Genomic DNA, 25,585 nt, shown 5'->3' with positions numbered 1-25,585 from the left:
ATTTAATTACTTTAGACTAATTAAATTATAGGATATAAAAATATTTAATGATTTTAAAATTTATCAACTATTCCAGAACATATTTGTGATTTAAGACTAAAAGAGCTGGAAGAACTATAGAGAAAGTTCATTATTCATTCTTTTACAAAAATACGTAAGGTTTTAAGATACTTAGAGTGGAATAGTTTTTGTTTTACAAGAACAGATTTAAAAATAAATAGCTACTTTAAAGTAGCGTTAAAAAGCAACATTTTGAAAAGAAGAACATTTATAAAAATAACCTCAGCAACTGGTGCAGGGATTATTGCCTCTAATACTTTTGGAATAAATTTAAAGATGAAAAATACTGAAGAAAATGTAGAGAACTTAGTAATTGGCTCTGGTTACGGCGGAGCAGTTGCGGCTTTACGACTTACTCAAGCAGGCAAAAAAGTAGTAATGCTAGAAATGGGATTAGATTGGGAAAAAGATGGTGGTAAATACAAACCTTTTTCTAATTTGATTACTCCTAAAAATAATTCTACTTGGCTAAAAAAATCCACACAAGCGCCAATGATGAATATCGCTCACTTTAATAAAAAATTTACAGGAGTTCTCGACCGAATGGATTATGAGAATATAAAAGTATATGCAGGACGCGGAGTTGGTGGTGGTTCTTTAGTAAATGGTGGAATGGCGGTGCAACCTAAAAAATCATACTTTAAAGAAATATTTCCTAATTTGAATGTCGATGAATTCTGGGATAATTATTTCCCATTAGCAAAAAAAGAACTTCAAGTTAATGAAATTCCTGAAGATTATTATGCACAGACTCCTTATTATAAGTTTGCTCGAGTTGGAGAAAGTGAAGCTCATAAAGCAGGTTTTGATACGGTTAGAGTTCCCAATGTATATTCTTTTGATTATATGAAAAAAGAGGAAGCGGATGAAGTACCAAAATCTGCTTTGGCAAAAGAAGTAATTTATGGTAACAATCATGGAAAACAAAGTCTTGAAAAAACATATTTAAAAAAAGCAATTCAGACGGGATTATTGCATATTAATGACCTTCATCGTGTTGACTATTTTCAGGAAACAGAAAATGGATATTCAGTTTTTGTTGACGTAATTGATACGGAAGGATTAGTAGTAGCCAAGAAAACCATCAATTGTAAAAATCTTTTTTTGAATGCAGGAAGCATTGGTACTACTAAATTATTATTGACTTCTAGGTATAAAGGAAAAATGACCAATTTTGATGCTAGCTTGGGTAGCGATTGGGGAAATAATGGCAACATTATGACGGGTAGAAACATGGTAAATACGCTTTTTAATCGCGTAGAAAATGAAGCTACAAACACAAATCACACTACGGGTACAGGCTCTAAACAATCTACAATTCCTGTTTCAGGTATTGATAATTGGGAGGATAAAGAACATTCTTTCTTTGCAGAAATATCTCCTTTGCCAATGGGCGTCGAAGTTTATACCGCATTATATTTAGTAATTAATAAAGTGCCTACTCCAGGAACTATTTCTTATGATCCAACTGTTAATGACATTCAAATTAATTGGGAAAAGAAGAACTATAAACATACCGTTGAAAATGCCAAATATTTTATAAAAAAAATGAATAAAGCAAATGGCGGAACTCCAGCTGGATTACTCTGGAAAGGAGCCTACGGACCGGATATTTGTTATCATCCTTTAGGAGGAGCAGTTCTTGGTAAAACAACCGATTTGTATGGAAGAGTAAAAGGTTACAAGAATTTATACATAACCGATGGCGCATTAGTACCCGCTAGTATTGGAGTGAATCCTTTTCTTACTATCACTGCTATTGCAGAATATTGCATGAAAGAAATCATTAAAAATGATTATTCTGTTAGCACTAAATGATACAATTTAAAATAATGATTATCTGAATTAAATTTCAAGTTAACAATATTTTAAATCAACTATTTATAAATAGATAGTTGAGCTTATAAAATTTAATCAAATACTTTGAAACCCTAATTATAAAAAATAGTTAGGGTTTGTTTTGATATAAAGTCCATGATAAAAACTTAAATTATTAGCTAACTAAATCCAAGTTTATTTACTTTTAATAATAAAACTAATCTCATGTTAAGAATTGCTGAAGCCTATCTTGACATCGTTTAGAATTTCCTCCTCTAATTAATGATTTGAAAAAAAGTAATAATAGCAATTGATCGTACTAGCTATAAATGTTTCTTATTGGGATTTAAAGTTTTTGAAATCAAAAAAAACTATTTTTGAAAAAACATAATCAAGATTAAATAAACTCTAAAAAAAATCTGGATGTCTATAGAAAACATACCTGAAATTTATCTTAAAAACAAAAAAGGAACTCCTGACCTATTTGTTTACGATTTCAAAATGACAAGCGAAATCGTTAAAATCAAAGTCAATTTAGGTATGAATATGTTTAGTTTTTTACAAGTAGGAAAAAAGCAAGTTCACTTTGCAGGAATATCAGTCGGTGTAAATAAAGAGCAATCATTGTTATTAAAAAAAGGGAATTGGCTTTGGACAGAATTACTAGATAATGAAGCTATTTATAACTGCAAACTTCTCTTTTTTTCTGAAAAAAAACTTCAAGAATTCTTAGAAAACCACACTTTAAATCAGGGAATTAGAAATGATGAAAAACCATTTTTTATTATTAAGAATGATGATTATATACTTTCATATCTCAATTCTTTATCAACCATTAGTCAAGCACCTACAATTTTCATGGAAAACTTACTTTCTATAAAATTTGAAGAATTAATGCTTTACCTATTACAAAAATATGGAAAACCATTTGAATCCTATCTCTACTCTCTGATCGTTGGGGAGACCTCAACATTTAAAAAAATTGTTGAAAGTAAAGTACATTCAAATTTAAAATTAGAAGAAATTGCATTTTTATGCAACATAAGCTTATCTACTTTCAAACGTCGTTTTAGTAGTGAATACAATATGGCACCTGGAAAATGGCTATTGGAAAAAAGACTACAAAAAGCAAAAGAAATTTTAGAGCAAGGAGAATTAAAACCATCAGATATTTATTTAGATTTTGGTTACAATAATCTGTCCAACTTTAGCATAGCTTTCAAAAATAAATTTGGATATAACCCAAGTCAACTTTCTCGTAAAGCTTTTTAAAAATTTGACCTTATATCATAAGTTATTGAACTAAAACAGTAAGCGATTTTAGATGCTTTAAACTTAAATTTGTGTTATTAAACTAACATTTAAAACACATATAATATGAACATTACATTAGCACAAGCTGAAAAAGCAATTGTAGCAGCCCAACAAAAATCTAAAGCAATTGATACAAAAATGAACATTGCAATAGTAGATTCTGGAGCAAATTTAGTAGCATTTGCAAGAATGGACGGCGCTTGGTTAGGATCTCTTGATATTTCTATAAAAAAAGCAAAAACAGCTCGTTTTTTTGATATGAATACTGGGATTATAGGAGAATTATCTCAACCTGGAGGTTCCCTATTTAATATCGAACATTCAAACAACGGATTAATTACATTTCCAGGTGGAATTCCAATAAAAAATGCACATGGAGAAATTATTGGAGCAATTGGAGTGAGCGGAAGTTCTGTTGAAAATGATCATGCAGTGGCCGAAGCTGGCGCATTAGCAATCTAAATAAAAAAAGGAGTATAATTAAATTTAATTATACTCCTTTTTTTTAATTCTCTCTATAAAGAAGAAATGAAGCTTTTATAAAATATTCATTAGTATCATTTTCTATAATGTTTCTAAAAATATACTATCTAATGAATATTAAATACTTTTTTAAGCTCAGAAACAGTTCACAATCGTAAGCTACAAATCAAAATAAACTTTACTTTAAGTCGGATAAGCTATTTACCGCTACATATCTTTCAACTGTAAAACCTTCGGCATGCTCTACTCCAGAAAGTCTTCCTAAATCTCTTGAACGATAATTTAAACTTTCTAAAAAGTTTTTACTCGTAATTGGCGATTCAGCTTCTTTTGAATTAGGGTCGTAAAATTGAGAGCTGTAGGCCAAAATTGCTTCAATCTTTTTATCTGTAAAACCAGTTATATCTACGACAAAATCGGGTTCAATATTTTTCCATTGAATATAATGATATACAATTTTTGGTCGCCATGCTTTTTGCTGTTCTCCATCTAATTCAGTTTCTATTTTCATCAAACCAGATAAAAAACAAGCGTTAGAAACTAACTTACTTCCTTTGCCGTGATCAATATGTCGGTCATCGATAGCATTACACAATACAATTTCAGGTTGGTATTTTCGAATCATTTTGATAATTTCCAATTGATGCTTTTCATCATTCACAAAAAAACCATCTCGCATTTCTAAATTTTCTCGCGCTACCACTCCCAGAATTTTTGCAGCAGCATTTGCCTCTTGATCCCGAATAGCAGCAGAACCACGTGTTCCTAATTCACCGCGTGTCAAATCAACGATTCCAACTTTTTTTCCTAAGGAAATTTCTTTTAAAATAGTTCCGGCGCAACCTAATTCTACATCATCGGGATGTGCTCCAAAAGCTAATATATCTAATTTCATAATTTAATTTTTAATATATAATTTTCTATTCAAGAATTATTTTTCAGCAATTAATCAAACCAATTTTCAAGGAATAATAGTAGTTAATTATTAGAATCTCTATCTGAAATATTTCAAAATTCGTTGCAAATCAGTATCATTTAGATCCATAAAAAAAGAGAATCCAATAAATTACAACACCTTTTTCATTGTCATAGATTTATTAACACTTTCCTCCCACTCTTTTTCAGGATTACTATCTTTTGTAATGCCACAGCCTATATATAAATGAGCTTGTGAATCCTTTATTTGCATACAACGTAAATTTACAAACAAATCAGAACTTATAGTTCCTTTTGCAAAACTACAATTTAATTCACCCAAAAATCCAGTGTAAAAACTCCTATCGTAAGGTTCATTTTTTAAAATAAATTCTTTCGCAACTTCTTTTGGCAAACCACAAACTGCTGGTGTTGGATGCAATAATTTTATGACTTTTTCTAAACTTGAATCTGAATTCAGCACTCCTGATACATCCGTTTTAATATGCCATATTGTCCCTGCTTTGATGCTATAAGGTTTGGTAAATTGTACAGCCGAAGCTACATTTTTAAGCCTTTCAACCAGATAATCAGTCACAAACTGCTGCTCTTCTTTTTCTTTTTCTCCCCAAATAATTTCATACGAACCAGTATCTTTTTGCGTACCGGCTAATGAAATAGTTCCCAATTTATTTTCACTTACTTTTAATAATTGTTCAGGAGTAGCACCAATCCAATTTCCAATTTTTGGATGATAAAAACAATACACAAAAGCAGTAGGATAAAGATTTACTAATTTTTTAAAAGTTTCGAACATATCAAAATTAGTAACTTCGACTTGCTCCGTTCGAGATAAAACAACTTTTTTGAAATGCTCTTCTTTTATAGCTTGAACCCCTTTTGCTACTAAGATTTCAAAATCTTTTTTTGCAACAGCATTTAGTAGAGTATCTTTTTTGGGAGAAAACTGAATTTCTTTTTTATCCAAAACAAAATGTGCTATTTCGGATTCATTTTCAGGAATTAAATAAGTTTTTGATCCATCAAAGCTAGCCAAAACAAACCCTTTTTCTCCAAAATCATTGATTTCAAAAACAGAATCGTTATGTTGTAAAAAAACGGCTACTTCTTGTGAATTGGGTTTAGAATACAAAACGAAAGGAAGATTTTTCTCCAGTTGATTCTGAATTTTGCTTTCAATTGTTTCCATTATTTATCTTCACTTTTTCTTTTTGGTAAAATCATATTGGTTAATTTACATAGTGAAATTAGATTATTGCTTTCGTCAGTAATTCTTATTTCCCATAAGTGAATGCTACGTCCTTTATGAACAATTTTGGCAGTTGCAGTAACAATTCCGTTGCGTTTTGCTTTTAAATGATTCGCTGATATTTCTATTCCGCGCACTTCACTCACTTCTGGATTTACAAACAGCATCGAAGCAGCGCTTCCAACACTTTCCGCCAATGCTACTGAGGCACCACCGTGTAATAATCCAACTGGTTGATGTACCGCTGGTGTTACGGGCATTGTAGCTACTAAAAAATCTTCTCCTGCGTCAGTGTAAGTAATATTGAGCGTTCTCATTAATGTATTTTCAGAAATAAGATTACAATAATTAAGTATTTTTTCTTTGTCAAAAGTCATGTTACAGTATTTTAATTGGTAAAATTAATTAAAAGATATGGTTGAAGACTCCAATTATATTTGTTATTCTAATTTCAATATAGATTTTACCTATTTTTACAAAAAAAACAAACTCAAATGCGTCCACAGATAGTATTATTTTTTATTGGAATGGTATTTTCTATTTGTTCTTGTCGCTCTGATTTTGAAACGGTAGCTAGTAACGGAAAGTTAGAGTTTTCTAGAGATACTATATATCTAGATACTATATTTACAAATATTGGTTCTAGTACCTACCGACTAAAAGTTTATAATAGAAGCAAAAATGATATTACAATTCCAAGTATACGATTAGGAAAAGGGCTGAATTCTAAATACCGATTATCCGTTGATGGAATGCAAGGAAACAATGGAAAAATCTTTAATAATGTTGATATACTTGCCAGAGACAGTTTGTATATTTTTATAGAAACCAACGCAAATAGTGCAGACGCAAACCCAAATGATTTTTTATACACGGATCAAATTCAGTTTGATAGTGGGAAAAATCTTCAAAATGTAGAATTGGTAACCCTTATTCAAGATGCCGTTTTCCTATATCCTAAACGTTATGCCGATGGAACGACTGAAACACTTCCTATTGGAGATGAAAAAATTGAAGGTTTTTATTTGGATGAAAATGATCCCATTAATGGAAACGAATTACAGTTTACCAAAAATAAACCTTATGTGATTTATGGTTATGCAGCCGTACCATCCAATAAAATAGCCACTTTTGAAGCCGGAACTAAAGTTTATTTTCATTCAAATTCCGGACTTATTGTTTCTAATAAAGGTTCGATACAAGTGAATGGAAACGTTTCTACAACAGAAAAAATGGAAAACGAAGTGATTTTTGAAGGCGATCGGTTAGAAACTGATTTTACAAATATTCCAGGACAATGGGGAACAATTTGGCTTACTGCTGGCAGCACTAACAATTCTTTCAATCATTTAACCATTAAAAATGCTTCCATTGGATTATTAATTCAAAACAATGATGGCTCAACAGTTTTAATCAAAAACACTCAAATTTACAACTCAACAAACTACGGAATTTTGGCGCAGACCGCAAAAATTGATGCGCAAAATGTAGTGATTAATAATTCCGGTCAAGCTAATTTAGCGTGTACTTATGGAGGTGATTACACTTTTACACATTCTACTTTTAACAATAATTGGAACAGTTCCCAGCAAGTTTCAGTTTATATAAGCAACTACATTACGGGTGCAATTCCCGAGGTTAAAGATTTGACTGCAGCCACTTTTAACAACTGTATTATTTACGGATCTTATTCGAACGAAATGAGTTTGAATAAAAAAACAGGCGCTACATTTGAATATAAATTCAATAACTGCTTGCTAAAATTTGACAATACAAATCCAAAATTCGCCACCAATCCAGATTATCAATTCTTTGCAGATCCCTTGCATTATAACGGTATAATTTTAAACAAAGATCCCAAATTTTTTAAAATTTCAAAAAGTAAATTAAATATTGACCCAAGTTCTTCGGCTTTCGCAAAAGGGAATTCGGCCTATTTAATTCCGCTAGACGTTTTAGGAAAAACCAGAACTTTGCCTCCTGATTTGGGTGCGTATCAAAGTATGGAATTTCCCAAGTAATTTAAGCTCAAAGTTTACAATATTCTATTATAAAACAGGAAAATTTATTAAAAACCATCAGCTATAAAACAACAAAAAAATATGCTCCAAATTGACGAAATGAAAATTACAAAAATTGCAGATTATACCAAAAACAATATTGATATTGGAAACTATAAACTTGATCCAGAATTCTATTATCAAAGTTTACCATTTTGTGTAATTGACTCTATATATTCAATTGGAGTACGATATGAAACAGTCAAGAAAACAGTCAATAACTTTTGTGAATATAATAATTTGAAAGTTTTCAGAGAAGATATCGCTTCTATACCTGAAAAGAACTCTCAATACAGTGTAAGTGATTTTATCAATATTTTTGGAAAAACAGATTTTGATGAATTAGCTACTTCAGTGTTTAAAAACAAACAACGAACATCATCCGTAAGTGGAATTTTAAAAGCAGAGGCAGTTATGCATTTTCTAAGGGAATTGTCGAATGAAGGAATTAATTATTTTCAGGATTTAGAAAACATTTCACCGAATTTTGAATCAAAAATTAAAGAAATCAAAGGGCAAAAATCTGGAATTTCATTACAATATTTTTATATGTTAGCGGGAAATGATAAATTAATAAAGCCTGACAGAATGGTAATCAGATATATTGAAAGCATATTAGAACAACCAATTTCTCAAAAAGATTGCCAAATTATTCTTGAAAAAATCAGCTTAAAATTAGAAGTTTCAGGGATTAATATAAGTCCAAGAGCACTAGATAATGCAATATGGAATTACCAGAGAAACATCAAATAGTGGATATTACTAAATCTTAAAACTACAAAACAAAGTAAAAAGAATTTTAGTATTGCAAAAACAATTTCTAACTTTAATTACAAAGATATTACTTGTATTTTCGAATTGAAAAATTGAAATTTTAATCCTTGCTCGTACTATTTTTTTAAACTAAATTTGCACCTAAATACAACAAACTACACAACAATGATCCATTTCTTTGAAAACCAAAGCAAAACTGTTTTTGCAGTACAAACGCAAAACGAAATTTCGGCTCAAGACATTTCAAAATTAAACTGGCTTTTTGCCGACTCAAATAAAATAGAAAAATCCGTACTCACGGATTTTTTTGTTGGACCACGTGCCACTATGGTGACACCTTGGAGTACTAATGCCGTTGAAATTACTCAAAATATGGGGATTTCAGGGATCATTCGAATTGAGGAATTTCATAAAGTAACTGCCGATTTCACTGATTTCGACCCAATGCTTTCACAAAAATATACGGAATTAAATCAAGATATTTTTACGATAAATGTGCAACCAGAACCTATTTTAGACATTGATGATATCGATGCGTACAATAAAAAGGAAGGTTTGGCTTTAAGCATGGAAGAAGTAGAATATTTGGATAATTTAGCAACCAAATTAGGTAGAAAACTAACCGATTCAGAGATTTTTGCTTTCTCACAAGCGAATTCAGAGCATTGTCGTCATAAAATTTTCAACGGAACATTTGTAATCGATGGCGAAGAAAAAGAAACGTCTCTTTTTAAATTAATCAAAAAAACATCTCAAGAAAACCCGAACGATATAGTTTCTGCATATAAAGATAATGTGGCTTTTGTAAAAGGGCCAAGAGTGCAACAATTTGCACCAAAAACGGCTGACAAAGCTGATTTTTACGAAATCAAAGAATTTGATTCGGTTATTTCACTAAAAGCAGAAACACACAATTTCCCAACAACCGTAGAGCCTTTCAACGGAGCTGCAACAGGCTCAGGAGGAGAAATTCGCGACCGTTTGGCTGGTGGACAAGGTTCTTTGCCATTAGCAGGAACAGCAGTTTATATGACTTCTTATTCTCGATTAGAAGAAAATCGTCCGTGGGAAGATACCGTTCCAGAAAGACCTTGGTTGTACCAGACTCCAATGGATATTTTAATCAAAGCTTCTAACGGAGCTTCTGATTTTGGAAATAAATTTGGACAACCGCTAATTACAGGTTCGGTTTTAACTTTCGAACACCAAGAAAACAATCGCAAAATTGGTTACGATAAAGTAATCATGCAAGCAGGTGGAATTGGATATGGAAAATTAAACCAAGCGCTTAAGAAAAAACCACAAGAAGGCGACAAAATTGTTATTCTAGGTGGAGAAAATTATAGAATCGGAATGGGTGGTGCTGCAGTTTCCTCTGCAGACACAGGTGCTTTTGGTTCCGGAATTGAGTTGAATGCCATACAGCGTTCTAACCCAGAAATGCAAAAACGTGCGGCAAATGCCATTCGTGCCTTTGTAGAAAGTGACAACAATCCAATTGTTTCTATTCACGATCACGGTGCTGGCGGACACTTAAACTGTCTTTCAGAATTAGTGGAAGAAACGGGTGGATTAATCGATCTAGATAAATTACCTGTTGGCGATCCTACCCTTTCGGCAAAAGAAATAATCGGTAACGAATCTCAAGAAAGAATGGGATTGGTAATTGGTCAAAAAGACATTGATTTATTACAAAGAGTGGCCGATAGAGAACGTTCTCCAATGTACCAAGTGGGTGATGTAACGGGCGATCACCGTTTTACTTTTGAAACCCGCAACGAAAAATTCTTTTCCGAAAGAGATAAAAAGCGGGTTCTTGACTTCCAAAATTCAAATAATATGGAGGAAAAATCAAAATCGACTGGTGCTAAACCAATGGATTATGCTTTAGAAGACTTCTTCGGGAGTTCTCCAAAAACCGTAATGAACGATAAAACAATTGCTTACAACTATGGTCCATTAGAGTATTCTGTAAGAAACATTTCGACTTACTTAGAACAAGTATTGCAATTAGAAGCAGTGGCTTGTAAAGACTGGTTGACCAATAAAGTAGACCGTTGCGTAGGTGGTAAAGTTGCCAAACAACAAACTGCTGGACCGTTGCAATTGCCATTGAATAATGTTGGTGTAATGGCTTTAGATTACCAAGGAATAGAAGGTGTTGCTACGTCAATCGGGCACTCTCCTATTGCCTCTTTAATTGATCCGGTTGCTGGTACACGAACTGCCATTGCAGAATCGTTATCAAACATTGTTTGGGCTCCTATTAAAGATGGAATGAAAGGGATTTCATTATCTGCCAACTGGATGTGGGCTTGTAAAAATGAAGGAGAAGACGCTCGTTTATATGCAGCGGTAGAAGCTTGTTCGGAATTTGCAATTGAATTGGGAATCAATATTCCAACAGGAAAAGATTCGCTTTCTATGAAACAAAAATATCCAAATGACGAAGTAATCGCACCAGGAACGGTAATTATTTCGGCAGGTGGTAACTGTATCGATATCAAAAAAGTAGTAGAACCTGTCCTTCAAAAAGACGGTGGCGCTATTTATTATATCAATTTATCGCAAGACGATTTTAAATTAGGTGGTTCGTCATTCGCACAAACATTAAATGCCATAGGAAACGAAGCACCAACTATTAAAAGTGCTGCTTTCTTCAAAAAAGCGTTTAATACCATTCAAGAATTAATTTTAGACGATCAAATTCTTGCAGGACACGATATCGGAAGTGGTGGTTTAATCACTACTTTATTAGAAATGTGTTTTGCTGATGTGAATTTAGGAGCTAAAATAGATTTCTCTGTTTTTGAAGAAAAAGACATCATCAAGTATTTATTTGCGGAGAATATCGGAATCGTCTTCCAAGCGAAAGACAATGCGACGATTGAAGCTAAATTAAACGCTAAAGGAGTTGCTTTCTACAAATTAGGAAACGCTACTACCGATGCTACTTTAGACTTCGGTCCTTGTAAATTAGATATTGCAAAATACAGAGACATTTGGTTTAAAACTTCGTTTTTATTAGACCAAAAACAATCAAAAAACGGAACGGCACAAGAGCGTTTCAATAATTATAAAAACCAACCGTTACAGTATACGTTCCCTAAACACTTTACAGGTAAATTACCTGTCACTTCGAGCGCAGTCGAGAAGCCAAAGGCAGCTATTATTCGTGAAAAAGGAAGTAATTCCGAGCGTGAAATGGCAAATGCAATGTATTTAGCTGGTTTTGATGTCAAAGACATTCACATGACCGATTTAATATCAGGACGTGAAAATTTAGAAGACATTCAATTCATCGGAGCGGTTGGAGGTTTCTCTAACTCAGATGTTTTAGGTTCTGCCAAAGGTTGGGCGGGAGCCTTTTTATACAACGAAAAAGCAAAAACGGCTTTAGATAATTTCTTCAAACGCGAAGACACTTTATCAGTAGGAATTTGCAACGGTTGTCAGTTGTTCGTCGAATTAGAATTAATCCATTCAGAGCACGAACAAATGCCAAAAATGTTGTACAACGACAGTAACAAACACGAAAGTATTTTTACATCAGTAACCGTACAAGAAAACAAATCGGTGATGTTGTCTAGTTTGGCTGGAGCTACATTAGGAGTTTGGGTTTCGCATGGAGAAGGAAAATTCGAATTGCCATTAGGCGAAGAGCGTTACAACATTGTTGGGAAATATGCTTACGAAGGTTATCCTGCTAATCCAAACGGTTCTCATTATGATGTGGCCATGCTTTGTGATGTTACAGGACGCCATTTGGTGACCATGCCGCACATCGAGCGTTCTACCTACCAATGGAACTGGGCACATTATCCAAAAGACAGAAACGACGAAGTTTCTCCTTGGCACGAAGCGTTTGTCAATGCTAGAAAATGGATTGAAAAACAGTAAAATTTAATTAATTATATTTGGAAAGCGTTCTCGAGAGAGAGCGCTTTTTTTGTAATGTTTGTTTTCAAAATTGTTGTGGCATTACGCCTAGGCAAAATAGGCAATTCGTTAAAATCTTTCTCATTCAAAAAAAAATACGATTTATCTCATTGAAACCTATTCTAATTGGTATTTGATGCTTTTCAATTTCATTACTATTTTTCACGCAAACTAGCAGAAATCAATCTGTTAATTTAAAAAATACAATTTGTAATATTATTTTTATAAATTAGCTAAACTAATAATGTACGATGACTGTCACATTAACACCTACAACTAAGCGAAAATTATATGAGAAACTTACTTTCAACATTGACATTAGGTTTATTTATTTGCTTTCAAACAATAATTGCTCAATCAAAACCTGAAAAGTATTATGGTATAAATTTTGAAGAAATCAGCAAACAAGAATTTGAAAAATCTGTAAAAAAAGAGAAAGTTTTTAATTATAACCAATATAATATTGAAGATCATATTACTAAAATACTATATAAACGTAAAACGTCAGGAAAACTAAATAATGAAGAATTATCATTGTTAAAAAAGGAACTTAGTAAAATTGGACCTTTAGAAAATGAAATTACTATATTAATTTTCTACCCAGGAAAAGATGAATGTAATAATAGATCGAATAGTTTAAGTATAGATTTTTTTAGAAAAGAATACAAAAATAAACTTGATAGAATAACAAAATACAATCACTTTTGGATTTATAAAACTGATGAAGATTTAAAATATTATCATCCAGAAAAAATAAATTGGGAAAAGGATAACGATCGAGTAATTGAAAAGTTATTTTTCAAAATGCATTATCCATGTTTTAGTTCCGCAGTAGTAGATAGGTATGGTAATTATCGTTTGAACTTGGCTGAATTCTCAACTGACCAAATTGTAGAAGATGTAAAAATAATCAAAAAAAATATCGCTAAAAAATCCCTTCAATAATTTTATAAATTGAATGAAAATTCTTTCTTTGAAGTAAAACATTAAAAGTTAAATCTTTAATTGATTTTTATCCAAATCATTATGATACAATATAGATATCAATAGATAAAAGCATTAAATTTTAAGAGAAGAGTTTATTTGTTTTGACTTTATTCAAATTTTAATGATTTGAAAACAAGACACTTTAGAAAGATACTCTCCCTACTTTAAACATAAAATTTCATAAGTATTAAATGATTTGATACCATAAATAAATTTTAGATTAAATTATAATGTAAATAATAAAAATGATATCTAGATACGCAAGACATACTGATGATTTAGAGAAAATTGAAAAATTTTATTTAGAAGTCGTAGGACTAGAAAAAATTGGATCTTTTGAAAAACATAATAATTATAATGGAATTTTCTTAGGTCCTAAAAATGCTAATTGGCATTTAGAATTTACCACTTCAAGTGACCTACCAAAACGTAAGTTTGATCAAGATGATATACTTGTTTTTTATTTGAACTCTGAAATTGAATTAAATAAGATTAGGGAAACGATAAGAAAAAAGAATATAAAAACTGAAGTCTCTAAAAATCCATATTGGTTAAAAAATGGATTAATGATTTCAGATCCAGACGGATTTAATGTTATATTTTCGATCAAAGAACTTTACTTTAATTCCAATGATTATTTGACTAATTTAATAATTGAAAAAGGGATTAAACACTGGAGTGACTTAATTGATTTTACGCGAAAACTGGAATATGGAAGAAATTTAAACCGAGAAGATTTCTCACTAGTTCTTAAAGAAAAAAAGGGTACTTGTAGCTCTAAACATTCCTTTTTAAAAAAAGTTGCTGACCTAAATAATTTTCAAAACGTAAAACTCATCTTAGGTATATATAAAATGAACCATTTAAATACTCCAAAGATTGGAAACATACTATTAGATAATAGATTAGAATATATTCCAGAGGCACATTGTTACTTAAAATTAAATAATCTACGAATAGACATAACTAATAATAATTCTGATATTGAAAAGTTGCTACCTGATATTGTCGAAGAAATTGAAATTGAACCTGAACAAGTCAATGTTTTTAAAGTAAATTATCATAAAAATTACATAGAGATTTGGATAAAAGAAAACTTATTAAATAGGGACTTGGATAGCATTTGGCAAATTAGAGAACAATGCATAAAGAAACTGGAAGAATAGGATGCTAAAATTTATTGATCATAAAATTATCATTACGATTGATTTAATTTGAATTCATCACCCATTTATCAAAAGAATAAATTTCAATATTTCCTCTGTTGTCAAAATATAATCTGGTGTCATATTTTGAATGGCATTATTCGGCATAAAAGGCATATCAGCTGATGTTGGATTCTGAACCACGACAGTCCCTCCTGATTTCTGAATGGCTTGTAATCCCGCAGTGCCATCGGCATTGGAGCCTGAAAGTAAAATTCCTATTACATTACTGCTGTAAATTTCTGCAGCAGCTTCAAAAGAAACGTCAATACTAGGTCTGCTGTAATTTACTTTTTCAGAACTATCTAAAGCCAGAGTACCATTTTTTTCAAATAGCAAGTGGTAATTAGAAGGAACTACATATAAAAAGCCAGGCTCAAAAGGCATTTTGTCCTCAATAAATTTTAATGGAGTTTTTGATTTTATCTTTAATAATTCTTCTAAAGTTACATCATCAGAATGTTTTCTATGAAGGACAATTACCAATGCAAAGGACCGTATTGCTGGCAAATTAGGCAATATATCCATAAGTGCATGCAAGCTGCCCGCAGAGCCGCCAATAATGAGAACTTTACAGTATGCTGCTACTTTATTTTTCTCCATAATTTTTCTTTCTGCACTTGTTTGTATTTTCCTTGACCAATGGAGTATTTTATAGTTTCTTTGGTTCCTAATGCTAAGAAACCAAGTATAGAAAGACTTTGGTCAAATAAATTAATGGCTCTGCTTTGCAAATCGTTGTCAAAATAGATTAAAACATTGCGACAAAAAATCATATCAAATTCATTGAATGAGGTATCTGAAACGAGATTGTGTTGTGAAAAAACCATTTTCTTAATTAAATCTTCACTAAATTTTACATTGCCATAATTGGCAATATAATAATTAGAAAAATCTTCTTGTCCTCCAGAATCTCTATAGTTTTCAGAATAGTCTTTCATCATTCGCAACGGAAAAATTCCTTTTTTTGCCGTTTCTAAAACCTTCGAATTGATATCCGTTGCATACAATATTGATTTATGTAGCAAGCCAGCCTCTTTTAATAAAATAGCCATAGAATAAACCTCCTCCCCGCTAGAACAACCGGCATGCCAAATCCTTATAAAAGGTTTTGTCGCTAAAACAGGTAAAATTTCATTCCGCAAGACTTTATAAAAAGAAGGATCTCTGAACATTTCGGTTACATTCACTGTAATTTCATCAACAACTCTTTTGTAATAATCGGCTTCGTATTTCACTTTTGACAAAAAATCATAAAAACTGGAAAAACCATCTAACTGCATGATTCTATTAACACGTCTTTTTAAGGAAGCCCTAGAGTAATTTCCAAAATCAAAACCATAATATTCATAAACATCGTTAATAAAAGTATCTAATTCTATGTCCTCTATCATAATAAACTTAAATTTTAGATAAGGCTACAAGTAGTTTATCTACATCAACAGGTTTTGAGATATAATCATCCGCACCTGCTTCAAAGCATTTTTCTTTATCACCAGTCATCGCCTGAGCCGTTACTGCAATAATTGTTGTTGACTTGCGAGAAGGAATTTTTTTAATCAATGGAATAGCATCATAACCATCCATATCTGGCATCATCATATCTATTAAAACAGCATCGAAAATTTGATCTGTTTCTAAAAGTACTAACGCTTCTTCGGCACTCAAGCAAGAAAGACATTCATAAGATCTTGCACGTAACGTATTTACCAATGCAAAAATATTCCTTGGATCATCGTCAATAATTAAGAGTTTCTTCTTATTCATAAATTTAAATCAATTTTTAATTAAACTTTATCATACAACCACACTCTTAATAACGAAAGTAATTGGTCTATATCTACTGGTTTTGTAATATAATCTGAAGCGCCTGCTTTAATGCATTTTTCTCTATCGCCTGTCATAGCCTTGGCGGTAACTGCAATCAAAGGTAATGCTATCATTTTAGGATTGTTTCTAATTTTTTCGGCCGTTTCATAACCATCCATATTAGGCATCATCATATCTAGTAAAACAATATCAGTATCGGTATGTTCGGCTAACATTTTGATAGCTTCATTACCATCAAAAGCTGTTATCACATTCATCTTAAAAGCTTCTAAAGCTTTGGTGAGTGAATAGATATTTCGAACATCATCATCGACAATTAGAACTTTTTTATTATGTAAAATATTGTTGAGTTGATTTAACTTTTTAAAATTTTCTTTTTTATCATCGGTTCCTTTGTTCTCTTCCACCAAATGTAGAAAAAGAGAAACCTCATCTAACATTCTCTGATACGAATGAGCCGTTTTTACAATAATAGAATCGGCATATTTTTTAATTTTAACCTCCTCTTTTAGTGACAAACTTTTCCCTGTAAAAACAATTACAGGAAGATTTTCTAATCCAGGACTTTTCTTAACTCCTTCTAAAATCTCGTATGCTTGTTTATCGGGAATTCCCATATCAAGGATTACACAATCGATATCTTTTTTATTTAGCGCGTCTAAACCTTCAGAAACTTCACTTTTTATCTCCGAATTGATATTGTGATTTTCTAAAAAGAAAGCCAATGCTTTGGCATGTTTGGGATTGTCTTCTATAATTAAAACTTTTTGTGATTCCTTACTAATGATATGTTCTATTCGAGTAAAAACCTCTGGAATTCGATCAAAAGCAACCGGTTTATGAAGAAAGTCAACTGCACCTTGTAGCAAACTTTCCTGTTTTAATTTATGTGAGGACATAATATGAACTGGAATGTGCTTAGTTTGTGTGTGATTTTTTATTTCCTCTAATACTTCCCATCCACTTTTTATAGGCAACTCAATATCCAAGAGTATTCCAACTGGTTTGTATAAAATAGCAAACTTTAAGGCATAATCTCCTCGAACAGCCACAACTGTTTTATAGCCGTTTTGCCTGCTAAATGCTAAAAGTGATTTAGCAAAATTCATATCATCTTCGACAATCAAAATAACTTTATCACCAGATAAAATAGAATCTCTATCGTCTTCTATCTCCTCTGGAATTACTTCAGATATGTATTTCTTCTTAGTTTCTTTCTCTACAATAGTATTGTTTTCAGGAATACTTAGTAACGGTCTTTTATCAATTACTACTTTACTACTTTGAGATACAAATCGTGGCAAACATAAAGTAAAAGTACTTCCTTCACCTTCTACACTATTTAATAATATTTCGCCACTAAGTAATTTTGCCAATTCGCGACTGATCGATAAACCCAAACCTGTTCCGCCATATTTTCTTTTGGTTGAACCGTCTGCTTGCTGAAAAGCTTCAAAAACGAGTGGTTGCATGTCTAACGGAATTCCAATTCCAGTATCTTTTACAATGAAACAGATTATTTTGTCATCATCAGTATTTATTTTAATCTCTAGTGTTACAGAACCGCGATTGGTAAATTTTAATGCATTAGAAATTAAGTTTTTTAAAATCTGTTCTAAACGCATTTTATCTGTTTTAAGAATAATAGGAGCTTCATTGGCAATAATTTCAAATCCTATATTTTTTTCTTTGGCAACTTGCGTAAACAAACTAGATAAACCATCTGTTATTTCTTTCGTGGTAACATCTATAAACTCAAGCTCCATTTTTCCAGCTTCAATTTTAGATAAATCTAAAATTTCATCAATCAGTCCTAACAAGCTATTTCCTGAACTTTGAATTACTTGTGCAAATTCAATTTCCTCACTGTTCATACTCTGATTATTATTCTCTGATAATAACCTACTTAAAAGCAATATAGAGTTTAATGGAGTACGCAATTCATGTGACATATTAGCTAAAAACTCCGATTTGTAACGGGTTGACAACTCTAAAGCTTCTGATTTTTTTAAAATTTCAGTATTTTTTTCTTCTAATAAAATACTGCGTTCCGAGAGCTCTTCATTGGTTTGTTCCAATTCTTCTTGTTGTACTCTTAATTCTTCTTCAGAGGCTTGTAGTTTTTCTGTTTGTGTTTCTAACTCTGCGTTCATTGACTCTAACTCACTATGCTGAATGCGTAATTCTTCAGATTGTGCCTCAGTTTCTTCTAGTAATTCGAGTACCCTTTTTCTATTCTGAGTAGATTTTAAAGCAATTCCAATATTATTACTAATAATTTTTAAAAACTCTAAATGCAAGCTAGTAAAACCAGTGATACTGACTAATTCTAGCGCTCCTTCTACTTTATTATCTATTAATGGTAAAGCAACAATATGAGTAGGTTTTATTTCACCTAAGGCATAACTAATTTGAATATCTTCAGATGGAACTCCTTTGATCTCTAGCAGTTTTCCTGAAACAATCGTTTGTCCAAGTAAACCTTCTCCTTTTTTAATTTGTGTTCTATTTTTGTTAGGAACGTAACTATATCCTGCTTTTGCAAAAAGTGTTTCTCCTTCTAAAACATAAAATGCACCCGCACTACTATTGGTGTAAACACACAAAAACTCGATAATATCGTTTGATAATTCCTCAAGATTTTTATCTCCTAACATGACACTATTAAGATTAGCAATACCAGCTTGTAACCACTCTTTATCAGATAATAAAGTGAACGATTTTTTTAAAGAATTACTCATATTATTTAGTGAATCACCAACACTTCCTAATGCGTCTGCTTTACTATCATCTACTTTGATATCATAATTGCCTTTAGCTATATTTACTGCAATAGTGCTAATGGCTTCAATCCTTTGAGCTGTTTCTTTATCTTTTTGCAACAATTCTTCTTGCAATTTAGCACGTTCTGTAAAATCTCTTAAAATACGAATTAAGAATATTACTGAGATAAAAAAGGCTATGATAAATGCTACAATAATTAGAATTAAACTATAACTACCATAATCTTGTGAACTCTGATTACGATTTTTTAATTGCGTTTGCTCATTTTTTTCTACTTGTTTAAAATTCTCTCTTAATTCGTCCATCAACATTTTCCCTTCATTAAGATCAAATGTTGCTGTCAATTTTCCAAGGCGTTTTTTGTCAATTTGCTTATTGAGATATTGAAAATAATTGGCTCGGAGAACCTTTAATTCTTTTAGTGATTTTTGCTGTAAAGAATTGTTTTTTGTCAGATCATCGAGTTTGTTAAAATAGATATTTGATTCCAATTCGGCCTTTTTATACATATCAACAAACTGCTCGTTTCCTGTAATTAAAAAACCGCGCATGCTAGTTTGACCGTCCGTTAATACGGCTTGACCCTGATTCAAATTATAAATAATCTCTTGAGTATGATTGACCCAATAAACACTTTCTAATAATTTTTTGATACTAATATAAGAGGCTGTAGAACTTACTACTAATACCAGCAATGAAATCGTAGAACTTATTAATAAATTTCTTTTAAAATTACTTCTCATAAATTTTAATCTAATTGTTTTGAATATCATGTTGTAATGGCAAAACCAGGATAAAACTAGCCCCTTTGCCTAATTGACTTTTTGCAGTAATCAGTCCGTTGTGTTTTTCCATTATTTTTTTAGAAATGGCAAGTCCTATTCCGGTTCCTTCGTAAATAGAGCGATCATTCAAGCTTTGAAAAATAACAAAAATTCGGTCCAAATAAATTTCATCAAAACCAATTCCATTATCAGAAATAGTAATTCGGCAAAATTTACCTTCTGGTGAAGCTTGGCCTTCAAAATCCTTGGTTAAGATTAATTCTGAACTAATTTCAATGGTAGGAATAGCAACATTCCCTGAAAATTTGAGCGCATTTCCTATCAAGTTCTGAAACACTTGTCTTAACTGACTCGGAATACTATCAATTACGGGTAAATCACATATTTTTACCACGGCATTCTTATTTTCTATTTGATAATCAAAATCAGAAAGCACTTCTTGTAAAACTATATTTAAGTCTGTTTTTTCTAAAACCACTTTTGAGGACAATCTCGAATAAGCTAGCAAATCACTAATTAAAGTTTGCATTCGCTCGGCCGATTTCATTGTCCGATTTACATAATCTATTGCTTTTGGATTGTCCTTTAAATATAAGTCTTTCAGAATTCCGATAAAGATTTGAATTTTTCGGATTGGTTCATTCAAATCATGTGAAACTACCCAAGAAAACTGCTGTAATTCATGATTTTTAAATTCTAATTCTTCATTTTTTAAAACTAATTCTTTAGTTCTCTCAATAATTTTCATTTCTAAATTATCTTGAGCTTCGGTTCGAATAGCAATTTCTTTTGAAAGTAAATCCTTCATCACTTTCAATTCGTTCTGCTGATCGTAGATTTTTATAAATGTTTTTACTTTTAGAATTAACAAATCTGAATCTACGGGTTTTGTTATATAATCTACAGCGCCAGTTTCGTAACCTTTAAAAATATATTTCTTTTCTATGTTAATTGCCGACAAAAAAATAACCGGTATGTCTTTTGTTTTTTTGTTGCCCGATAAAATCTTTACCACTTCAAAGCCATCGAGTCCAGGCATCTGAACATCCATTATAATCAGGCTATAATTAATTTTTAAAATTTTCTTAAGCGCTTCCTCACCAGATTCTGCAGTATCAACATCGATATTGTGCAATTCTAATGTTTTTTTTAAGGCAATTATATTTGCTACAATGTCATCTACAATTAATATCATTTAATATGGGAGGTAAATCGTATGGTTTAATTAAATTAAAACCTTTCCGAAAATTGTTATCAAGTTTGAAAATAAATGAATTGAAAAAATTCATAAATCGTCCAAATTTATAAAAAAAATACAAAATATTCTTTCAAAACAGAGTAAGATAATTACATAATTCCCATCTTTAAAAGTCAAAGTTTACCTTAAATCTTATACTATTATTTTTAATTATTGAAACATTAAATAGATTCATTTACCCATTTAAATTTTATTAATCTAAGATCTTATATATTAAAAACAAAAGATTTTTTTTTTAAAAAAATCAACATACGCCTTTATTCTAATAGAGATTATAAGAGTAAAACGAAACCGTATTAATAAATCAATGCGTATTTTTTCAAAATATGCCAACACTTTAGAGACAAAAAGTCATATTAAAATAAACAATTCGCAATTAGTCATTTAATAGCTTACTTTTGCAAAAAAATTAGCATTGTGAATTACTTATCAGTTGAAAATATTTCCAAGTCTTTTGGAGAAAGAACACTTTTTGAAAACATTTCTTTTGGGATTAACAAAGACCAAAAAATTGCCTTTATAGCCAAAAACGGCTCTGGAAAAACTACAATTATGAGTATCATTAATGGTTTGGAAGAATCAGATACAGGTCAAGTAGTTTTGAGAAAAGGAATTAGAATGGCATTCTTGTCGCAAAACAATAATCTGCAAGAGGAATTAACTATTGAAGAAAGCATTTTTGCGTCGGATAATGAGATTTTGAAGGTGATTGAAGCCTACGAAAAAGCATTAGAAAATCCTGAAGATGAAGAAGCTTACCAAAAAGCTTTTGACGGAATGGACCAGCATAACGCCTGGGATTTTGAAACGCAATACAAACAAATTTTGTTCAAGTTGAAATTAGAAGATTTCAAACTGAAAGTAAAAAACCTTTCTGGTGGACAGAAAAAACGGTTGTCATTAGCTATTATATTGATCAATCGTCCTGATTTATTAATCTTGGATGAACCTACGAATCACTTAGATTTAGAGATGATCGAATGGTTAGAAAGTTATTTTGCCAAAGAAAACATTACCTTATTTATGGTAACGCACGACCGTTTCTTCTTAGAACGTGTTTGTAATGAAATCATCGAACTTGATAATGGAAAATTATACAACTACAAAGGGAATTACTCGTATTATTTAGAGAAAAAAGAGGAACGCATTGCATCTGAAAATGCGAGTGTGGATAAAGCACAAAACCTATTCGTAAAAGAATTAGAATGGATGCGCCGTCAACCAAAAGCGAGAACAACTAAATCTAAATCGCGTCAAGATGATTTTTACGATATTAAGGAGAAAGCACAAAGCCGTCGCCGAGAAAATAAAGTAGAGCTTGAAATAAATATGGAGCGTATGGGAAGCAAGATTATTGAGCTTCACAAAATCTCTAAAAAATTCAAGGATCATGTAATCATGGATAATTTTAGTTTTGATTTTCAACCCGGAGAACGTATCGGAATCATTGGTAAAAACGGAACGGGTAAATCGACTTTCCTAAATTTATTGACTGGTACTTTACCGCTTGATGGTGGAAAAGTAGTGATTGGAGAAACTATAAAATTAGGTTATTATACGCAAAGCGGTATTAACCCAAAACCAGGACAACGTGTCATTGATGTGATCAAGGAATACGGAGAATTTATTCCGTTGATGAAAGGGAAGTTGATTTCGGCTTCACAATTACTAGAGCGTTTTCTTTTTGACGCCAAAAAACAATACGATTTCGTAGATCGATTGAGCGGTGGCGAATTAAAACGACTGTATTTGTGTACGGTTTTGATTCAGAATCCAAACTTTTTGATTCTGGATGAGCCAACAAATGATTTGGATATTGTGACGTTAAACGTGCTAGAAAGCTTCCTTTTAGACTATCCTGGATGTCTTTTAGTAGTATCGCATGACCGTTATTTTATGGATAAAATTGTAGATCACTTGTTCATCTTTAGAGGTCAAGGAGTGGTAGAAAATTTCCCAGGTAACTATTCTGATTTTAGAGCCTATGAAGACAGTACTGATGTGGCTCAAAAAGAGGAAAATAAAGCCGAGAAGAAAGATTGGAAACAAAATAATCCTACTGGAAACTTAACTTTCAACGAGCAAAAAGAATATCAGAAAACAGAAAAAGAAATTAAGGACTTAGAAGCTCAAAAAATTTCGATTGAACAGCTTTTTGCAGAAGGAAAAGTAGCTGATGATAGTATCGAAAAAAAGGCAAATGAATTACAAAACATCATAAACAAAATAGAAGCAAAAGAAGAACGTTGGTTTGAATTGAGTGCTAAGATGGAAGGATAAAACTTCTTATATCTCAAGACAAATAGTATTTCTATTTAGTATTAAAAAACCCAAATAATTTTAGTCAAAACTAAAGTTATTTGGGTTTCTTTTTTATAAAAAAAAGTTTTACTCGTAAGAAAAATGTTAATAAACTGTTACACTAATAATTAGTATGCTGTAATATCTTCTATATTTGGAACGCTAAAAAGAACGATAGTATCTTATAATCAATTCAATAAAGCGCTAAATTAGAAAACATCATTAATCATCAAATCAATTTTTCAAAAAAAATGCAAAAAATCATCATCCAATCGTTTCTACTTCTATTGCTTCATCAAATAGGAGTTGCACAGAACATTAAAGGTAAAATAATAGATGCCACTACTCAAGAAAGTATTCCCTATGCGAATATCAGAGTAAACGATTCTGAAAATTTAGTTTCTAATGCCGAAGGTTTTTTTACACTTTCAGAAAGTAATAGCTCAGAGCAAACAAAACTTAGCATTTCCTATTTAGGATATGCCAATCAGCAAATTAATGTTGCTGATTTGAAAAAATCAAATTTTATTATTCAACTTGTTCCCGCTGTTTATGAATTGAATGATGTTACTATATCCAATGTAAAACCAAATCCTGATCAGATTATGGCGAATGTCAAAGCCAACTTGAAAAGCAATTATGTAAGTGATGGTACACCATCAAAAGATATGGTGTTTTACAGACGATCGGACTATTTTAAACCTAAGACAATTGATGTGGAAATAGAAAAATCAACAGGATTTACCAAACAAACCCTTCAAAAAGCAAATGCTGATATCAAAAATTTTTCTAATAATCTAATTACTCACCCGCCTAAAGAATTTACGGATATTCTTGGTAATTATTACACCACCAATGTAAAAAAAGAAAGCAAAACTTCATTCGTTTCAAAATTAGAAGTTTTAAAAGCAACCAAGTTAAAAAATGAAGGTAGCGCTACTTCCTCTGAGGATTTAGAAAAAAAAGCGATGAATATGATGTTGCAACACCTTGATTCTACTAAATATTATCGAGTAAAAAGTGGGCTTTTTGGCTCTCGTGATTCCATCTCTTTGCGAAAAGATTTTAATAGCAGAAAAAATAAAAAAATAGGTATTGAAGCAAACAATCAGTTGACTAGCGCTAAAAGGAATATTACATCATTTTTGTCACAAAATAACTTTGCTCAGACCAAGAAATTTAATTTTATAACAGACCCAGATCTTTATAATTATACCTACGAAGGAACGACCTATTTTGCTGATAATGAATTTGCCTATGTAATAACCTTTAAACCTAGAAGAAGTAAAGCAAAGTTTTCAGGAAAATTATATGTTTCAGAAAACGACTATGCTGTATTAAGAGTAGACTATACCTTAGATGAAGGCGAGAAACTAGAGGGTTTTAACATGAAATTGCTATTAGGCATCAAAGTGTCTCAGAATGTGAGCAAGGGAACAATTATTTTTCAAAAAAAATCAGAAGGAAACGGCTATTATTTGCAATATGCAACAATAGATTCAGGAATGTATTTTTATGTGAATCGCCCATTAAAATTTATTGAGTTAGCCAAAGGAGAGAAAGATGTACTTTCACTTGACATGAAAATAGAGGGAAACGCAAACTCTACTACTGAATTCCTAAACATATCAAGATCAAAAATAGCTACTGAAACAATTGAAAAAATAAAAGAAGTTGACTTTAAATTTCTAAATGTAAAATCCTACGATGCTAGTATTTGGAAACAATATAATGCTATAGAACCACAAGAAGAAATGAAGCGTTTTAAAGCTATAAATTAACTATTTAAAACATACTGATTC

General features: G+C 31.4%; 18 protein-coding genes. 10 read left to right on the top strand and 8 right to left on the bottom strand.

Translation table 11 applies throughout. From position 1 onward, the window contains the following. Positions 1-252: 252 nt before the first annotated feature. The 3 genes from H2650_RS13085 to H2650_RS13075 all read left to right on the top strand — a co-directional run bounded on the left by H2650_RS13085 (position 253) and on the right by H2650_RS13075 (position 3,654). Positions 253-1,878 carry a GMC oxidoreductase gene (locus H2650_RS13085; RefSeq protein ID WP_188051255.1) on the top strand — a complete coding sequence of 542 codons (1,626 nt, stop codon included), beginning with the start codon at positions 253-255 and terminating at the stop codon, positions 1,876-1,878. Between the two features lie 423 nt (positions 1,879-2,301). After that, positions 2,302-3,150: an AraC family transcriptional regulator gene (locus H2650_RS13080; RefSeq protein WP_188051254.1), complete on the top strand. Its 849-nt coding sequence runs from the start codon at positions 2,302-2,304 to the stop codon at positions 3,148-3,150. A gap of 105 nt (positions 3,151-3,255) precedes the next feature. Beyond that, the gene (locus tag H2650_RS13075; RefSeq protein WP_188051253.1) at positions 3,256-3,654 is read left to right on the top strand and encodes a heme-binding protein; all 399 of its coding nucleotides are present in this window, start codon (positions 3,256-3,258) and stop codon (positions 3,652-3,654) included. 199 nt (positions 3,655-3,853) lie between these two features. On the opposite strand, the gene bshB1 is transcribed toward H2650_RS13075, so the two are convergent. The 3 genes from bshB1 to H2650_RS13060 form a co-directional block, all read right to left on the bottom strand. Beyond that, positions 3,854-4,570 carry a bacillithiol biosynthesis deacetylase BshB1 gene (bshB1, locus tag H2650_RS13070; RefSeq protein WP_188051252.1) on the bottom strand — a complete coding sequence of 239 codons (717 nt, stop codon included), beginning with the start codon at positions 4,568-4,570 and terminating at the stop codon, positions 3,854-3,856. Positions 4,571-4,741: 171 nt separating this feature from the next. Beyond that, positions 4,742-5,800, bottom strand: a complete 1,059-nt coding sequence (locus tag H2650_RS13065; protein WP_188051251.1) for a chorismate-binding protein — start codon at positions 5,798-5,800, stop codon at positions 4,742-4,744. Further along, positions 5,800-6,237 carry a PaaI family thioesterase gene (locus H2650_RS13060; RefSeq protein ID WP_188051250.1) on the bottom strand — a complete coding sequence of 146 codons (438 nt, stop codon included), beginning with the start codon at positions 6,235-6,237 and terminating at the stop codon, positions 5,800-5,802. Before H2650_RS13060 ends, H2650_RS13065 begins: the two co-directional genes overlap by 1 nt. A gap of 117 nt (positions 6,238-6,354) precedes the next feature. On the opposite strand from H2650_RS13060, the gene H2650_RS13055 reads away from it, so the two are divergent. From H2650_RS13055 to H2650_RS15945, 5 genes are all read left to right on the top strand, one after another. Next, positions 6,355-7,881: a hypothetical protein gene (locus H2650_RS13055; RefSeq protein ID WP_188051249.1), complete on the top strand. Its 1,527-nt coding sequence runs from the start codon at positions 6,355-6,357 to the stop codon at positions 7,879-7,881. Positions 7,882-7,980: 99 nt separating this feature from the next. After that, positions 7,981-8,673, top strand: a complete 693-nt coding sequence (locus H2650_RS13050; RefSeq protein WP_188051248.1) for a hypothetical protein — start codon at positions 7,981-7,983, stop codon at positions 8,671-8,673. 186 nt (positions 8,674-8,859) lie between these two features. Then, positions 8,860-12,594: a phosphoribosylformylglycinamidine synthase gene (purL, locus tag H2650_RS13045; protein ID WP_188051247.1), complete on the top strand. Its 3,735-nt coding sequence runs from the start codon at positions 8,860-8,862 to the stop codon at positions 12,592-12,594. 330 nt (positions 12,595-12,924) lie between these two features. Then, a complete protein-coding gene (locus tag H2650_RS13040; RefSeq protein ID WP_188051246.1) occupies positions 12,925-13,578 on the top strand; it encodes a hypothetical protein in 654 nt (217 codons plus the stop codon). Between the two features lie 287 nt (positions 13,579-13,865). After that, entirely contained in the window at positions 13,866-14,786 is a 921-nt protein-coding gene (locus H2650_RS15945) for a VOC family protein (RefSeq protein ID WP_255462907.1), read from the top strand. 57 nt (positions 14,787-14,843) lie between these two features. Here H2650_RS15945 and H2650_RS13030 read toward each other — a convergent pair whose 3' ends face one another. Genes H2650_RS13030 through H2650_RS13010 form a run of 5 tightly spaced genes read right to left on the bottom strand, consistent with a single transcriptional unit; the run spans position 14,844 to position 21,419 of the window. Continuing rightward, positions 14,844-15,428: a chemotaxis protein CheB gene (locus tag H2650_RS13030; RefSeq protein ID WP_188051245.1), complete on the bottom strand. Its 585-nt coding sequence runs from the start codon at positions 15,426-15,428 to the stop codon at positions 14,844-14,846. Beyond that, complete coding sequence (locus H2650_RS13025; RefSeq protein ID WP_188051244.1) at positions 15,410-16,219, bottom strand: protein-glutamate O-methyltransferase CheR; 810 nt, start codon at positions 16,217-16,219, stop codon at positions 15,410-15,412. The genes H2650_RS13030 and H2650_RS13025 overlap by 19 nt, the downstream gene beginning before the upstream one ends. Before the next feature lie 7 nt (positions 16,220-16,226). Continuing rightward, on the bottom strand, positions 16,227-16,592 hold the full coding sequence (locus H2650_RS13020) for a response regulator (protein WP_188051243.1): 366 nt from the start codon (positions 16,590-16,592) through the stop codon (positions 16,227-16,229). Between the two features lie 20 nt (positions 16,593-16,612). Next, a complete protein-coding gene (locus H2650_RS13015) occupies positions 16,613-20,182 on the bottom strand; it encodes a response regulator (protein ID WP_188051242.1) in 3,570 nt (1,189 codons plus the stop codon). 10 nt (positions 20,183-20,192) lie between these two features. Continuing rightward, the gene (locus H2650_RS13010; protein WP_188051241.1) at positions 20,193-21,419 is read right to left on the bottom strand and encodes a response regulator; all 1,227 of its coding nucleotides are present in this window, start codon (positions 21,417-21,419) and stop codon (positions 20,193-20,195) included. Positions 21,420-21,899: 480 nt separating this feature from the next. Between H2650_RS13010 and H2650_RS13005 the strand changes: the two genes are divergently transcribed. Both H2650_RS13005 and H2650_RS13000 read left to right on the top strand, forming a co-directional pair. After that, complete coding sequence (locus H2650_RS13005; RefSeq protein WP_188051240.1) at positions 21,900-23,762, top strand: ABC-F family ATP-binding cassette domain-containing protein; 1,863 nt, start codon at positions 21,900-21,902, stop codon at positions 23,760-23,762. Positions 23,763-24,034: 272 nt separating this feature from the next. Beyond that, entirely contained in the window at positions 24,035-25,564 is a 1,530-nt protein-coding gene (locus H2650_RS13000; protein WP_188051239.1) for a carboxypeptidase-like regulatory domain-containing protein, read from the top strand. The last annotated feature ends 21 nt before the right edge of the window (positions 25,565-25,585 follow it).

The sequence above is a fragment of the Flavobacterium sp. GP15 genome, from assembly GCF_014281985.1.
GTDB lineage: Bacteria > Bacteroidota > Bacteroidia > Flavobacteriales > Flavobacteriaceae > Flavobacterium > Flavobacterium pygoscelis.
Note: the sequence above shows the minus strand (reverse complement) of the source record. Positions and strands in the feature narration are given on the sequence as shown.